Annotated in this window: 16 protein-coding genes; 13 read left to right on the forward strand and 3 right to left on the reverse strand. The window is 26.1% G+C overall.

What is annotated here, in order from left to right; all coding sequences use genetic code 11:
• Positions 1-2 precede the first annotated feature (2 nt).
• Positions 3-86, forward strand: a complete 84-nt coding sequence (locus tag GIL12_RS09060) for an IS3 family transposase (protein ID WP_370456718.1) — start codon at positions 3-5, stop codon at positions 84-86.
• A 50-nt stretch (positions 87-136) separates the two neighbouring features.
• On the opposite strand, the gene GIL12_RS09065 is transcribed toward GIL12_RS09060, so the two are convergent.
• Positions 137-625: a hypothetical protein gene (locus tag GIL12_RS09065; protein ID WP_163470161.1), complete on the reverse strand. Its 489-nt coding sequence runs from the start codon at positions 623-625 to the stop codon at positions 137-139.
• A 286-nt stretch (positions 626-911) separates the two neighbouring features.
• Here GIL12_RS09065 and GIL12_RS09070 point away from each other — a divergent pair, with 286 nt between their 5' ends.
• On the forward strand, positions 912-2,186 hold the full coding sequence (locus tag GIL12_RS09070) for a serine dehydratase subunit alpha family protein (RefSeq protein ID WP_163470162.1): 1,275 nt from the start codon (positions 912-914) through the stop codon (positions 2,184-2,186).
• Between the two features lie 36 nt (positions 2,187-2,222).
• On the opposite strand, the gene GIL12_RS09075 is transcribed toward GIL12_RS09070, so the two are convergent.
• On the reverse strand, positions 2,223-3,032 hold the full coding sequence (locus GIL12_RS09075; protein ID WP_163470163.1) for an MBL fold metallo-hydrolase: 810 nt from the start codon (positions 3,030-3,032) through the stop codon (positions 2,223-2,225).
• A 287-nt stretch (positions 3,033-3,319) separates the two neighbouring features.
• Here GIL12_RS09075 and GIL12_RS09080 point away from each other — a divergent pair, with 287 nt between their 5' ends.
• From GIL12_RS09080 to GIL12_RS09090, 3 genes are read left to right on the forward strand one after another with little or no spacing between them, the layout of a single operon-like run.
• Positions 3,320-4,129 carry a transporter substrate-binding domain-containing protein gene (locus GIL12_RS09080; RefSeq protein WP_203522592.1) on the forward strand — a complete coding sequence of 270 codons (810 nt, stop codon included), beginning with the start codon at positions 3,320-3,322 and terminating at the stop codon, positions 4,127-4,129.
• Positions 4,130-4,166: 37 nt separating this feature from the next.
• Positions 4,167-4,952 carry an amino acid ABC transporter permease gene (locus GIL12_RS09085; protein ID WP_163470164.1) on the forward strand — a complete coding sequence of 262 codons (786 nt, stop codon included), beginning with the start codon at positions 4,167-4,169 and terminating at the stop codon, positions 4,950-4,952.
• The gene (locus GIL12_RS09090; protein WP_163470165.1) at positions 4,942-5,679 is read left to right on the forward strand and encodes an amino acid ABC transporter ATP-binding protein; all 738 of its coding nucleotides are present in this window, start codon (positions 4,942-4,944) and stop codon (positions 5,677-5,679) included. Before GIL12_RS09085 ends, GIL12_RS09090 begins: the two co-directional genes overlap by 11 nt.
• Before the next feature lie 22 nt (positions 5,680-5,701).
• On the opposite strand, the gene GIL12_RS09095 is transcribed toward GIL12_RS09090, so the two are convergent.
• Entirely contained in the window at positions 5,702-6,034 is a 333-nt protein-coding gene (locus tag GIL12_RS09095; RefSeq protein WP_163470166.1) for a YchJ family metal-binding protein, read from the reverse strand.
• A 157-nt stretch (positions 6,035-6,191) separates the two neighbouring features.
• On the opposite strand from GIL12_RS09095, the gene mutL reads away from it, so the two are divergent.
• From mutL to GIL12_RS09135, 8 genes are all read left to right on the forward strand, one after another.
• The gene (gene mutL / locus GIL12_RS09100) at positions 6,192-7,982 is read left to right on the forward strand and encodes a DNA mismatch repair endonuclease MutL (protein ID WP_163470167.1); all 1,791 of its coding nucleotides are present in this window, start codon (positions 6,192-6,194) and stop codon (positions 7,980-7,982) included.
• Between the two features lie 17 nt (positions 7,983-7,999).
• Positions 8,000-8,467, forward strand: coding sequence for a 23S rRNA (pseudouridine(1915)-N(3))-methyltransferase RlmH (rlmH, locus tag GIL12_RS09105; protein ID WP_163470168.1), 468 nt, complete (start codon positions 8,000-8,002; stop codon positions 8,465-8,467).
• A gap of 14 nt (positions 8,468-8,481) precedes the next feature.
• Positions 8,482-8,817: a hypothetical protein gene (locus GIL12_RS09110; protein ID WP_163470169.1), complete on the forward strand. Its 336-nt coding sequence runs from the start codon at positions 8,482-8,484 to the stop codon at positions 8,815-8,817.
• Positions 8,817-9,185 carry a DUF1934 family protein gene (locus tag GIL12_RS09115; protein ID WP_163470170.1) on the forward strand — a complete coding sequence of 123 codons (369 nt, stop codon included), beginning with the start codon at positions 8,817-8,819 and terminating at the stop codon, positions 9,183-9,185. Before GIL12_RS09110 ends, GIL12_RS09115 begins: the two co-directional genes overlap by 1 nt.
• Before the next feature lie 11 nt (positions 9,186-9,196).
• Positions 9,197-10,576, forward strand: a complete 1,380-nt coding sequence (locus tag GIL12_RS09120; protein ID WP_163470171.1) for a tol-pal system YbgF family protein — start codon at positions 9,197-9,199, stop codon at positions 10,574-10,576.
• A 21-nt stretch (positions 10,577-10,597) separates the two neighbouring features.
• Positions 10,598-12,091 (forward strand): lysine--tRNA ligase, encoded by a 1,494-nt coding sequence (lysS, locus tag GIL12_RS09125; protein ID WP_163470172.1) that lies wholly within the window; start codon positions 10,598-10,600, stop codon positions 12,089-12,091.
• A 74-nt stretch (positions 12,092-12,165) separates the two neighbouring features.
• Positions 12,166-12,513 carry a CidA/LrgA family protein gene (locus GIL12_RS09130; protein WP_163470173.1) on the forward strand — a complete coding sequence of 116 codons (348 nt, stop codon included), beginning with the start codon at positions 12,166-12,168 and terminating at the stop codon, positions 12,511-12,513.
• Positions 12,513-13,205 (forward strand): LrgB family protein, encoded by a 693-nt coding sequence (locus GIL12_RS09135; RefSeq protein ID WP_163470174.1) that lies wholly within the window; start codon positions 12,513-12,515, stop codon positions 13,203-13,205. Before GIL12_RS09130 ends, GIL12_RS09135 begins: the two co-directional genes overlap by 1 nt.
• Positions 13,206-13,330 lie beyond the last annotated feature (125 nt).

Here is a 13,330-nt window from a genome sequence, read left to right on the forward strand (position 1 = left end):
ATATTGATTATTATAATAATCAGAGAATTAAAATAAAATTAAAAGGATTAACTCCTGCAGAATACAGGAATCAATCCTTAAATTAAATATTAAATTTCATGTCCAAGAAAATGGGTTCACTACAAAGAGAGCTTTTTTAATTTGAATAACTATATTTTAAAACTTCTTCTAATGAATTGAAAGTTTTTTCAATATCTACATTATCTTTTTTGTAACTTAATTTAAATTTATCTTCTACAGCCTTTAATGTTCCCTCTATTTTTTCATTACCTTCTTTATCATAAACTTTAAACTCTCCATTGATAACTGATTCTATAAAAGGATTTCCATTAACATAGAAAACATTAAATTCTCCTTGAGCTTTCCCATCCTTATAGTTTGACTCCTTATATTTCTTCCCATCAAAATAATAGTTTAAAACTTTACCTGTTACATTATCCTTTTCAACAATAATTTGACCATTGTCATTATATATTTTATCCTTTTCTAAATTCTCTGCTGGAGAATTAATTTCAGAATAAACCTTTTCAGCATTCTCTTTTACCTTTTCTTTTTCTTCTTTTGTTTGTCCACATGCAACAAAAAATAAACATAAACAAGCTAAACTTAAAACTAATCTTTTCATAATACTTCTCCTTCATATTTTTTAAATTTTATAATTAGATAATTTTAAATTTCAATATTTAAAACTATCATTACCAACACTTTATCTAGAACAAGGCGTATGTTACTCCTTTTAATTATACAAGTCAATATGTTTTTTTTTACTATTAAAAACAATTAATATTTGTTTAAATTTTAATCTTTTTGTTTTGTTTGTAACTAATTTTTAAAAATTATAATAACTTATATTGACTTAAGTGTTAATACAAGTTATTATAATTTAAAACCAATAAAAGGGAGAAGGGATAATGGATAGTTTAATACAAATGATACAAAAAGATATGAAACCTGCTTTTGGAGTTACAGAACCAGGAGCTATAGCTTTAGCTGTTTCAACTGCTAGAAAATATTCAAAGGAAGAAATTCAAAAAATAAAAGTTGTTCTAAATTCTGGAATATATAAAAATGGTTTTACTTGTGGTATTCCAAATTCAAACCAAGTTGGTAATGCTTTTGCAGCAGCACTTGGAGCAGTTGCTGGAAATCCTGAAAAAGGATTAGAATCCTTAATTGATGTAACAGAAAGTGATAACATTCTTGCTCAAAAATTAATTGATGAACATAAAATTAAAATTGTCTTAGGAGAAATTACTTCTGATATTTATATAGAGACAACATTAATCACAGAAAATGATATTATCACAGTCCTAATAGAACATTCCCATGAAAATATAGTCAAAATAACTAAAAATAATAATGTGATTTTTGAAAAAGATAATATTTTATCTAAAGAAGCTGAAAATTCTGCACCTTTAAACATCCATGACTATACATTAAAGGATATAATTAAATATGTGGAAAATATAAATATAAATGAACTTAATTTTATAAAAAAAGCCTATGAGGTTAATTTAGAGTTGTTTAACGAGGGAATGGAAAACAAACGTACAACTTTTTGTAGAAATTTATTTAAACTTAATGATGGAAAAATAATTTCACAGGATGTTAATAAAACTGCTAATTTATTATGTGGAGGAGCTATTGAAGCTAGAGTTATAGGGCTTAATAAAGCTGCTATGAGTATCACTGGATCTGGTGCTCATGGAATAATTGCCACAATGCCTTTATATGCAGAGTATAAAGTAAATAAAATTTCTGAGGAAAAATTATTGAGAGGAACAGCTCTAAGTTATTTAATTTGTACATATATAAAAGAATATTCAGGAAAACTTTCTGCTTTTTGTGGATGTGCTATTGCTGCTGGTACTGGAATGGCTTGTGCTATAACATTTATGAGAAATGGAAGTTACAAAGAAATTGTTGGAACTTTAAATAATATGGCATCTAGTATCACAGGTATGATTTGTGACGGTGGAAATCAAGGATGTACAATGAAAGGAATTGTAGCAACAGATGCTGCCTTTAGATCAGTTGAACTTGCTATGGATAATTCTTTTATTTTTAATATCCACGGAATTTGTGATGAAAAGCCTGAAAATACAATGAAAAATATGGGTCTTATTGCTTCCCCTGGAATGGTTGGAACAGAAAAAACAATAGTTGAAATTTTCAATAAAAAATAAGTTAGTGAATTTTATATTCACTAACTTATTTTATTCTTAATCCCACTCTAATTCTAGCCCTACTCCAACTTCATTTATGTTGAAATATTTACTCATTTCTGTTTTTACTTTGAGAGAAACACAGTGACATGGATATAAATTTTTATCTATTCCATTTTTTTTTAAAAATTTTATAGTTTCATTTGTTTGAACATCCAAATCAAACAAATGAAAACCACCTATAATCCCAAGTACTCTATTATCTTTACAAATAATCTTTGCATAATCTATTATATTACATATTCCACTGTGAGAACATCCTGTTATTATATAAATACCATTTTTAGATTTATATACTAAAGCACTGTCATCTAAATTATAATCATCAACATATTTTCCAGATTTTTTTACTTCCCCCAAGGGAACTTGTCCTTCAAATTTATTTTTTCTAGGAATTTTTCCTAAAAAAATGATATTTTTTGTAATCTTTTTTGGAGTATTACTATATATAACTTTGGTTTTTTTTAATATTTTTTCTTCACTCATAGGGCTGCCTATTTTCAATGTGCCATATTTTCTTTCTTCAAAAACTCCAAAACAACCTATGATTTCTGGTTTATTTTCATAATTTTTAAAATAATATTCTAAACCTCCAGTATGATCATTATGAGAATGAGACAAAACAATTTTTTGTATCTCATTTAAATTTATTTTCATTTTTTTTGCATTTTTTATGTATATATCTGAGTATCCTACATCTAACAATAATTTTTCTCCATCGTCTTCAATGTAATAAGAAACTCCAGGTTCTCCATAATAGTATTCATCTATATATGTGTTGTTATCAACTAAAACTTTTAACTTCATACTACACCTCCCAATGGATTTTTAAATTTTATTATAATACAACAAGTACATTTTGTCAAATATCAATATTATATTATATTTTTAGTTGTTTTGTTTTCTTCTATTTATAAGGTATAATATATATTATTAGAGTATCCTTAAAATTTGAAAAATAAACATTAAAATTTCAATTAATATTGGAGGTATCTTATATGAAAAATCTAAAAACTTAAATTTTTGGTGTATGTTAAATTGGCCAACAGTAATATTTATAAAAGTGAGAATGCAAAAAAGGAGTGGTAAATTTTATGAAAAATAAATTAAAATATCTTTTTATGTTAATGATAATAGTTGTTAGTGTAGTTGGATGCAAAAGTAAAAAAGAAAATGAAAAACCTTTAGTTGTTGCTATGGAATTAGCTTATCCACCTTTTGAAATGAAAGATTTAAACGGGGATCCAAGTGGTATCAGTGTTGATTTTGCTAAAGATTTTGGAAAATATATTAATAGAGATATAAAGATTGAAAATATAGCTTGGGAAGGACTTATCCCATCTGTTCAAACTGGAAAAGCTGATTTAGTTATTTCTTCAATGTCAATTACAAATGAAAGAAGAAAAGTTGTTGATTTTTCAATACCCTATGCAAATGCTCTTCAAGGAATTTTAACAAATAAAAAATCTAATATAAAAGATTTTGAAGATTTAGATAGAAAAGGAAATACTATAGCTGTTAAAACTGGATCCACTGGTTTTATATTTGCTATGAAAAATGTTAAAAATGCTAAAGTCATTGCTCTTGCTGATGAAAGTGCTTGTGTAACAGAAGTTGTACAAGGAAAAGCTGATGGTTTCTTTTATGATCAACTTACTATTTATCGTAATTGGGAAAGAAATAAAGATACTACAACACCTATTTTTATTCCTTATCAAGATGTTGATGTTCTAGGAGTTGCTGTGAAAAAAGGAAATACAGAGTTGCTTAATAAAATGAATGAATTCATTGTTAAATATAGAAAAGATGGAGGATTTGATAAATTAAGTGAGAAATATTTAGCTAAGGAAAAAGTTGATTTTGGTAAACTAGGTTTCAAATGGTTTTTTGATTTAGAAGATTAAAAAACTTTATAATTACATACTTTGATTGGAGATAATTATGAGCATAAAAAATTTATTCATTACTAAAAATAAAAATAATTTATCCTACGGTAAATCTTTATTTAATGTTGTTTTATTAGCTATTTTTCTCATACTAATTTTTTGGATGTCATTGGTTAAAATAAATGTTTCTTTTGATTTTTTATTTATTAAAGAATTTAAAGTCAGAATTTTCAAAGGATTTTTAATGACTTTCTACATAAGTATTGGTAGTCTAATTATTAGTTTAATTATTGGAATTGTTACAGCTATTTGTAATACTTCTAAAATATTATTTATCAGATATTTAGCTGTGGCATATGTTAAATTTATAAGAGGAACCCCTCTTATAATGCAAATTTATTTATTCTTTTATATTGTTGGAACAGCTTGGGGAATTAATAATAGATTCTTTGCAGGAATTCTAATTCTTTCTATATTTGAAGGAGCCTATATAGGAGAAATAATTAGGGGAAGTTTTATTTCCATTGACAATTCTCAATTGGAAATTGCAAAGGCTGTTGGTTTTACTAAACAACAGACCTTAAAATTTGTTATTCTTCCTCAATTAATAGCTAGGACCCTACCTGCATTAGCTGGACAATTTTCTTCTATAATAAAGGATTCCTCTTTACTTTCTATGATTGCTGTTATTGAACTTACTCAAACAATGAGGGAAATTAGTTCTATTAATTTTAAATTATTTGAATGCTACCTTTTTCTAGGACTTCTTTATTTAATTTTAACACTCCCTATTACCTATATAAGTGAAATGCTTGAAAGGAAATTTAATTATGAAAGTTAAACTTACTCATCTAAATAAAGATTTTGGAAAAAATAAAGAAGTTTTTTCTAATATAAATTTTCATGAGAACATACATTCTCTTGCTATAATTGGTCCATCTGGAGGTGGAAAATCTACATTATTAAAAATAATTGGTGGACTTATCCCCCCTTCTTCTGGTGAAATGTCAATAGATGATGAAGAGATTTCTTTTAATGAAGATTCCTTAAGTTCCTATAGAAAGAAAATTGGTTTTGTTTTTCAACATAGTGGACTGTTCAAACATATGACTGCCATTGATAATATTAAAATACCTCTTATACACGTTCACAATTATTCAGAAAAAGATGCCCAAACTAGAGCTTGGGATTTACTTAAGCGATTTGGACTTGAAAAGGATGCTTTGAAAAAACCAAATGAATTATCAGGTGGTCAACAACAAAGAATTTCCATTGCTAGAGCAGTGGCTCCTAAACCTAAATTTCTTTTATTTGATGAGCCTACTTCTGCTTTAGATCCTGAATACACTGTTGAGGTTTTGGATATAATTAATGAATTAAAAAAAGATGGAATTGATTTCATTATAGTTACTCACGAAATGGGATTTGCTAGACATGCTTGCGAAAAAGTTGCCTTTCTAGCTGATGGATCATTATTGGAATTTGGAGAAAGTGAAGAAGTTTTCAAAAATCCTAAAAATCTTAAATTAAAAAAATTTTTAAGCAAACTATTAGAATGGAATATTTAAAAAGGGAGAAATCCCTTTTTTTTTATTCATTTAAATAACCTTTATAATACCATTTTCTTCCCTTTTTTACAAAATAACTGATTTCATGATGAATTTTTTCCTCACCTGTTTCTTTATCAATATATTTCCCTTGAAATTCAACTATTCCATCTATATCAAATCTTTCTCCCCTTTCAACTTTTAATATGTTCAATTCCTTCCATTGAACATAATCATTCCATTGAACAAGTTCTACCCAATTTATTTTTTTGCTTTCTTTTTTATCCCATGTTCTTTTCACATAATCTATATCTCCTTTTTTATATGCTTCATATCTAGATTTCATTAATTCTAACGCTGTTTTTGGATTTTCCATAATTCACCTCTATTTATTATATAATATCTATTATATAATTATATTGTTAAATTTACAAAATAACTTTATCCACAAAACACTGTTGACATACAAAGCTTGAAAATGTATACTCAAATTAGTTATTTTAAATAAAAAAATATGAGCTTTAGGAGGTTTAATGGGATTAATAAAAATCTTAGATGAAAAAGTTTCTAATATGATAGCTGCTGGGGAAGTTGTTGAAAATCCAGCTAGTATGATCAAAGAATTACTTGAAAATTCAATTGATGCTAAAAGTACAAAAATAATAGTTTCAGTGAAAAATAATAATAGATATGTTAAAATTTCAGATAATGGTAAGGGTATGGCCAAAGAAGATCTTCTCTTATCAATTGAAAGACACGCTACTAGTAAAATTTATACTAAGGCAGATTTATCAAATATATTAACCTATGGATTTAGAGGTGAGGCCCTTTCTTCAATTTCTTCTGCTTCTAAAATTAGAATAACTACAAAAACAAAAGACAGTGAAGAAGGAAGTGTTTTAAACGCTATTGGCGGGAAGATAACTAATATTAATACTATTTCTAGGGATGTTGGAACTGAAATTGAAGTTAAGGAATTATTTTTTAATACCCCTGCAAGATTAAAATTTTTAAGAAAAACTACCACTGAGTTTAGAGGAATTAAGGAAATATTTGTTTTGGAAGCATTGGCTAATCCCAATATATCTCTAACATTAATTAATAATAATGTGGAAATCTTAAAAACAAGTGGAAGAGGTATGAAAAATACAATATTTGAAATATTTGGAAAAAATACTTTACAGAATGTTATCCCTTTTTCTTTGGGATATCTTGGAAATACATCCCTTAACCGTTCTAATAAAGATGGCATTTATATCTTTATTAACAATAGACCTATTAAATCAAAAATTATAGAAGAAGCACTAATTGATGGATATTACACTAAATTAATGAGAGGAAAATATCCCTTTGCTATTTTATTTCTTGAGGTAGATCCTAAAGAAATAGATATCAACGTTCACCCTTCTAAAAAAATTGTTAAGTTTTCAGATGAAGATTATATTTATAATCTTGTTTATGAAAATGTTAAAAATGAACTTTCTGGAGATATTGATTTTATAGCTCCAACTATTACTCCTGAAAATGGGAAAAAATTTTTAGATATTAATAATTTCAAAAAAGAAACTATTAAATCTGAACCTATTAAATTGAAATCCCTTGAAAATGATTTTACTTATGATTCAACTCCTTATTCTGAGCAAGACTTAAACATAAACTGTGAAGATATCTCTGAAAATAAAAATGATATTATTTTTTCAAAAAATAACTTTTCAAATAATAAAAAAACTGATAAACTAGGAAGAGTTAGTAATGTTAAAAATGATTATAAGATAATTGGACAGTTTGCAAATTCTTTTGTTATCCTAGAACGAAATAATGTGCTAGAAATTTATGATCAACATATAATTCATGAAAGAATTCTTTATGAGAAATTTAAAAATGATTATAAAAATAAAAATATTTCTATACAACAATTATTAGTCCCTATTAAATTTTCTATTTCAATTAAAGATAAAGAGATAGTTGAAAATAATATCGAACTCCTAAGAAATTTTGGTTTTGAAATTGATTTTTTTGGAAAAATGGATGTTATTATTAGAGCTGTTCCTAATATAAAATTTCTTTGCAGTATAGAAGAATTATTTAGGAATATTATTGAAGATTTAAAAAATGCCAATTTGAGAAATTCATTAATTGAGGATATTATTATTATGTCATCTTGTAAAAAGGCCATTAAAGCAAATCAACCTTTAAATAATACAGAAATAAAAATACTGTTGGACCAACTTTTTTTACTAGATGAGTACACTTGTCCTCATGGAAGACCTATTTTAATGAAACTAACTCTTAATGATATTGAAAAATTATTCAATAGAAAATAATACATAGGGAGAAGAATTTGAATATTAATATAATTTGTGTGGGAAAAATAAAAGATAAATACATTAAGGATGGGATTAAAGAATTTTCTAAAAGAATGCAAAGCTTTGGAAAATTTTCAATAGTTGAATTAAAGGAATTTGGAAATGATTCTGACAGAGATTCTTCCATAAAAAAAGAATGCAAGAATATTTTAGAAACACTTGAAAAAAGAAAAGGATATAACATTCTTTTGGACATTGGGGGAAAAAATTTATCCTCTGAAGAAATGTCTAGGGAAATTGAAAAAATTTGTCTTAATGGACATAGTACCATTAATTTTATTATTGGAGGCTCTTATGGAGTTTCTCAAGAAGTTAGAGCTTTTTCTAATTTTTCCCTTAGTTTTTCTAAAATGACTTTTCCTCATCAATTAATGAGGCTTATTCTTTCAGAACAAATTTATAGATGGTTTAGCATTATAAACAACATTAAATATCACAAATAATTTAGGAGGTTTTTATGTTTTCACTGGGAGACTATTTCACAAAAGAAATAAGTGGAAATAGCTACGATTTTGAAATAATTGATACTGTAACTTACGAAGGAGAAGATTATACCCTTGCAGATAATGAAGAAGGGGAAACTTTTATTTTTGTTAACGAAGATGACGATTTAACTTATCTTGATGATTTAAATTTAACTGATGAAATTTTAGATTTTTGGAGATATTATCAAGACAATCCTCTTGATAGTATTGGAGATTGGGAAGAAGATGAATATTATGACAGGGAAGACACTTTAAATACTTCTCAATGCTTTGACAATGAAAATTACGATGAGTTTAGTGATTATTAATGAAGGTAAAATTAAAAATTAAAACTACAGAATTAGATAATCAAACTATACATTCAGAAATTCATGCTATAAAAAAAATAAAAGAAAATTTCATTTCATACAAATATATTGATGAATTTGGACGTACTGAACTAGAAATTTATTCTGATTCTATTTTCATAAATAGATTTGGAAAAATTAACAGTTCTCTTATTTTAAAAAAAGATTTAAAAACTTCTTTTAATTACGAAACAAATTCTTTTAATTGTAAATTTGATATTTCTACTAAGAATTTGACCATTGATCAAAATGGTTTCAAATGTTCTTATTCAATTTTTCAAGAAAAGTCACTAATAAATAATATTTCTATTTCAATACACGAAACTTAGAAGGGGGAATCATGAAAAAATTCTTATATTTAATAATCTTAACTAATTTGTTTTATAGTTGCCAAAATTTAAATACTATAAAACAACCTAAGATTATTGAACCTAGTATACTTGTACAAGATAATTTTATTCTTAACAATTCTGGTATTAAGTACTTTTTAGATGTTACTAAGGATAATATAAAAAACAAAAATTCTAGAACCTATTTAAATAATAATAATCCTGAAATTTATTTAGGAGAATATGCTGTTATTCCAATTGGGGAAATAGATTCTTTTTCAAAAAAAATACCTAATGTACAATCTTATGATGCCTTTATTAAAAATGATTATTTTTATTTTAGAAGTATCTACCAAGGAATTTATTCATTTTCTTTCATTAAAGACAATGAGATAATTAAAGATGTTACTATTAATAATATTTCTCATTATAAAATTTCTGAAAATAATTTAGAAAATATGATTTCTGAAAATAATACTATTAAAGACTTGGAAAATTTAGAAAATAGTGTTAAACTATTTAGAATGCTTTTTCCAGAAAATGTAAAAAATAAAGATTTTTCTTTAGACTTATTAAATTTATCTCTTGAACAGTCAGATAAGCTTATTTTTAAAAAGGAAAGTAACTATCTAGAAAATAATTTTGAACTTAGCTCTATGGAGAAAATAAAAATTATTGCTGGTAAAAATACTTTGCTAAAAGAAAAAGTTCCATTTTCAATTGAATACCTTAATTTTCAAGAGAATTCTAAAGAATTAAATGATTTTATTAAAAGAACTATTTTAAAGAAAGAAGATCCAAATACACAAGAAATTATGTTTCTTGAAGCTTGTTATACTGAAGAAAGAACTTTAGAACTAGCTAATAAAATTAGTGAATTTTATGAAAAATTAAATAACCCAACTAAAGCAAATTATTATAAAACAGACAATTCATTTTTATTGCCATTACCTATAAATAGTATTATTGTTGAACTTAAAAATTTAAGTGCTTCTAAAAATAATAAAATTAATTTATCATCAGAGAATGAATCAAATATTTTATATAAAAAAGCTTTAAATTTTTATAAAAACAAAAGCTATGCTGAAACTATTTTAACTTTAGAAAAAGCTAAACTTTTAAAGGATAATTCAAGTGAAATTAAAAATGCTGACTATTATTTGGGTATGTCTTACTACAATTCAAATAATCCAGAGAAGGCAATTGAAAAATTAAGTTTAGTTACTGAAGATAATGAAAACTATCCTGAATCTTTATATAGACTTGGAGAGTTATATGCTGAGCAAGGAAACAAATCTAAAGCTATTATCTTATTTAACAAAATTAAAGATCTTTATCCTAAAACTATTTGGGGAAGAAAAAGTAGTATATACTTATTAAAAATAAACTAAATTTATTATAAAGGAGAAATTATGAAAAGATATTCAGATTTTATAGCAGAAGATCGTCTTCTTGCTGAACAATGGCAAAAAGTTGAAGAAATTAAAGAAATGGGATTTACTCCATTTGGACAAAAATATGACAAACAATTTATGATAGGTGATATATTAAAATATGAACCTGCAGCTGAAGGGGAAGAGGCTGAAGTTTTTAAAACAGCTGGTAGAATTATGGGTTACAGAATTCAAGGAAAAGCTGGTTTTGCTCATATAGAAGATCAATCAGGAAGAATCCAATTTTATGCAAGAAAGGATGCTTTTGAAGATGAAAAGTATTGGCAATTAATTAGAAAATGTGGTGTTGGTGATATTGTTGGTATCACTGGTACATTATTTATAACTAGAACTGGAGAAAAAACTTTAAGAGTTAAAGAATTTACTTTACTTTCTAAAAATGTGAAAGCTTTACCTGAAAAATTTCATGGTTTAACTGATGTTGAAACTAGATATAGAAAAAGACACATTGATTTAATAATGAATAAAGAAGTAAAGAATACATTCATTAAAAGATCTCAAGTTGTAAATGAATTTAGAAATGTACTTGCTGGGAAAGACTTCTTAGAAGTTGAAACTCCTATGATGCATCCAATTGTTGGTGGAGCTGCTGCTAAACCATTTATGACACATCACAACGCTCTTGATATGACTTTATATCTAAGAATTGCTCCTGAATTATATTTAAAAAAATTAATTGTTGGAGGATTTGATAGAGTTTTTGAAATAAATAGATGTTTTAGAAATGAAGGTATCTCAACTAGACATAATCCTGAATTTACTACAATGGAACTATATATGGCTTACGCTAATTATGAAGTTATGATGGATATAACTGAAGAATTAATTCAAAAATCTGCTATGAGAGTTGTTGGGAAATTAGAAGTTGAATATAATGGAAAAACTATAGACTTAGGAAATTTCCACAGAGTTCACATGGTTGATATGATTAAAGAAGTTACTGGAGTTGATTTCTGGAAACATATGACTTTTGAAGAAGCTAAAGCTTTAGCTAAAGAAAATCATGTGCCTGTTGCTCCTCATATGACTTCTATTGGACATATTATTAATGAGTTCTTTGAAGAAAAATGTGAAGAACATGTTATACAACCTACATTTATCTATGGACATCCTGTTGAAATTTCTCCACTTGCTAAGAAATCTCCAGAAGATCCTAGATTTACAGAAAGATTTGAATTATTTATAGATGCTAGAGAATATGCAAATGCCTTTTCTGAGTTAAACGATCCAGCTGATCAAAGATCAAGATTTGAAGCTCAAATAGAAGAAGCTGAGCTTGGAAATGACGAAGCCACACCTGAGATTGATGATAGTTTTGTAGAAGCTTTAGAAGCTGGTCTACCACCTACAGGAGGACTTGGTATTGGAATAGACAGACTTGTTATGCTTTTAACTGGAAGTCCTACTATTAAGGATGTTATCTTATTTCCAACTTTAAAGAAAAAAGATTAGTCCATTAAAAACAATACTTTATTTTATAGATAGTCCTTAAATAAGGACTATCTATTATTTTTGAAAGGATTTATATGTTCATACAACTTTTGATATTATTATCAATAAATTTTTTAGGAATATTATTAGAACATTATTTTGCTCTTCCACTTCCTGGAACTATTTTAGGAATGTTCATTTTATTTTTTTTACTTTATAAAAAAATATTAAATGAAAAAAACATAGGAGAAATCTGTGATTTATTAGTTGGAAATATGGTTATTCTTTTTATTCCTCCAGCTATAAATCTACTTTCAACTATTAATTTATTAAAAACTGATTTTTTTAAAATTATTTTTTTGTTAGTTATAACAACTTTAATCACAATGATTATAACTGGAAAAACTGTTGATTTTGTAATAAAAAGAATGGAGAAAAGATAATGGACTTAACAATTTTAAACACACCTTTTTTTGGTATTATTATTACTATATTTGCTTTTAATTTAGGTCTATATATTTTAAAAAAATCAAATTTAGCTATTTTAAATCCTTTATTAATTGGAACAATTATAATTATGAGTGTTATATCATATTTTGAAATACCACTGGATTATTATAAAAAGGGAGGAGACATGATGAGCTTTTTCTTAGCTCCTGCTACCATTGCTCTGGCTCTTCCATTATACAGGCAATTAAACAAGCTAAAAATGTACTATATACCTATTCTAATTGGAGGAATAGTTGGAGCCTGTTCAGCTATTTTATCAGTAATCTTTATTGGTAAACTTCTTGGACTGAACAATGTAATTTTAAAATCTTTTGTTCCTAAATCTATAACCACTCCTCTAGGAATAGAGTTAAGTCAAGTTTTAGGAGGAATTCCAGCTATTACAATATTTGCTATTATTGTAACTGGAATAACTGGAAATATATTAGCTCCAGTTATGTGTAAAATTTTTAGAATAAAACATCCTATTGCTAAAGGACTTGGTATTGGAATATCTAGTCATGCTGTTGGAACTGCCAAAGCTTTAGAAATGGGAGAAGTTGAAGGTGGAATGAGTTCTCTTTCAATAGTTATTGCTGGAATTTTAACTTTTATCATTGCACCTTTTCTTATTTTTTTAGTTTAATAAAAAGGTTCTTTGTCAACTGGTGTTGGTGGAGAAAAATAAAAAAATAAATAATGTTTTTGTTCCTTCAGCTTTATGCTGAAGGAATTTTTATTTTTGTTAAATTGCTATAAATTAAAATTCTA

Origin of the sequence: Fusobacterium sp. IOR10 (assembly GCF_010367435.1) — a bacterium.
Lineage (GTDB): Bacteria > Fusobacteriota > Fusobacteriia > Fusobacteriales > Fusobacteriaceae > Fusobacterium_B.

Coding starts and splice junctions, on each gene's coding strand:
- GIL12_RS09065 (WP_163470161.1), bottom strand. CDS start 625: ATGAAAAGATTAGTTTTAAGTTTAGCTTGTTTATGTTTATTTTTTGTT.
- GIL12_RS09070 (WP_163470162.1), top strand. CDS start 912: ATGGATAGTTTAATACAAATGATACAAAAAGATATGAAACCTGCTTTT.
- GIL12_RS09075 (WP_163470163.1), bottom strand. CDS start 3,032: ATGAAGTTAAAAGTTTTAGTTGATAACAACACATATATAGATGAATAC.
- GIL12_RS09080 (WP_203522592.1), top strand. CDS start 3,320: ATGAAAAATAAATTAAAATATCTTTTTATGTTAATGATAATAGTTGTT.
- GIL12_RS09085 (WP_163470164.1), top strand. CDS start 4,167: ATGAGCATAAAAAATTTATTCATTACTAAAAATAAAAATAATTTATCC.
- GIL12_RS09090 (WP_163470165.1), top strand. CDS start 4,942: ATGAAAGTTAAACTTACTCATCTAAATAAAGATTTTGGAAAAAATAAA.
- GIL12_RS09095 (WP_163470166.1), bottom strand. CDS start 6,034: ATGGAAAATCCAAAAACAGCGTTAGAATTAATGAAATCTAGATATGAA.
- mutL (WP_163470167.1), top strand. CDS start 6,192: ATGGGATTAATAAAAATCTTAGATGAAAAAGTTTCTAATATGATAGCT.
- GIL12_RS09110 (WP_163470169.1), top strand. CDS start 8,482: ATGTTTTCACTGGGAGACTATTTCACAAAAGAAATAAGTGGAAATAGC.
- GIL12_RS09115 (WP_163470170.1), top strand. CDS start 8,817: ATGAAGGTAAAATTAAAAATTAAAACTACAGAATTAGATAATCAAACT.
- GIL12_RS09120 (WP_163470171.1), top strand. CDS start 9,197: ATGAAAAAATTCTTATATTTAATAATCTTAACTAATTTGTTTTATAGT.
- lysS (WP_163470172.1), top strand. CDS start 10,598: ATGAAAAGATATTCAGATTTTATAGCAGAAGATCGTCTTCTTGCTGAA.
- GIL12_RS09130 (WP_163470173.1), top strand. CDS start 12,166: ATGTTCATACAACTTTTGATATTATTATCAATAAATTTTTTAGGAATA.
- GIL12_RS09135 (WP_163470174.1), top strand. CDS start 12,513: ATGGACTTAACAATTTTAAACACACCTTTTTTTGGTATTATTATTACT.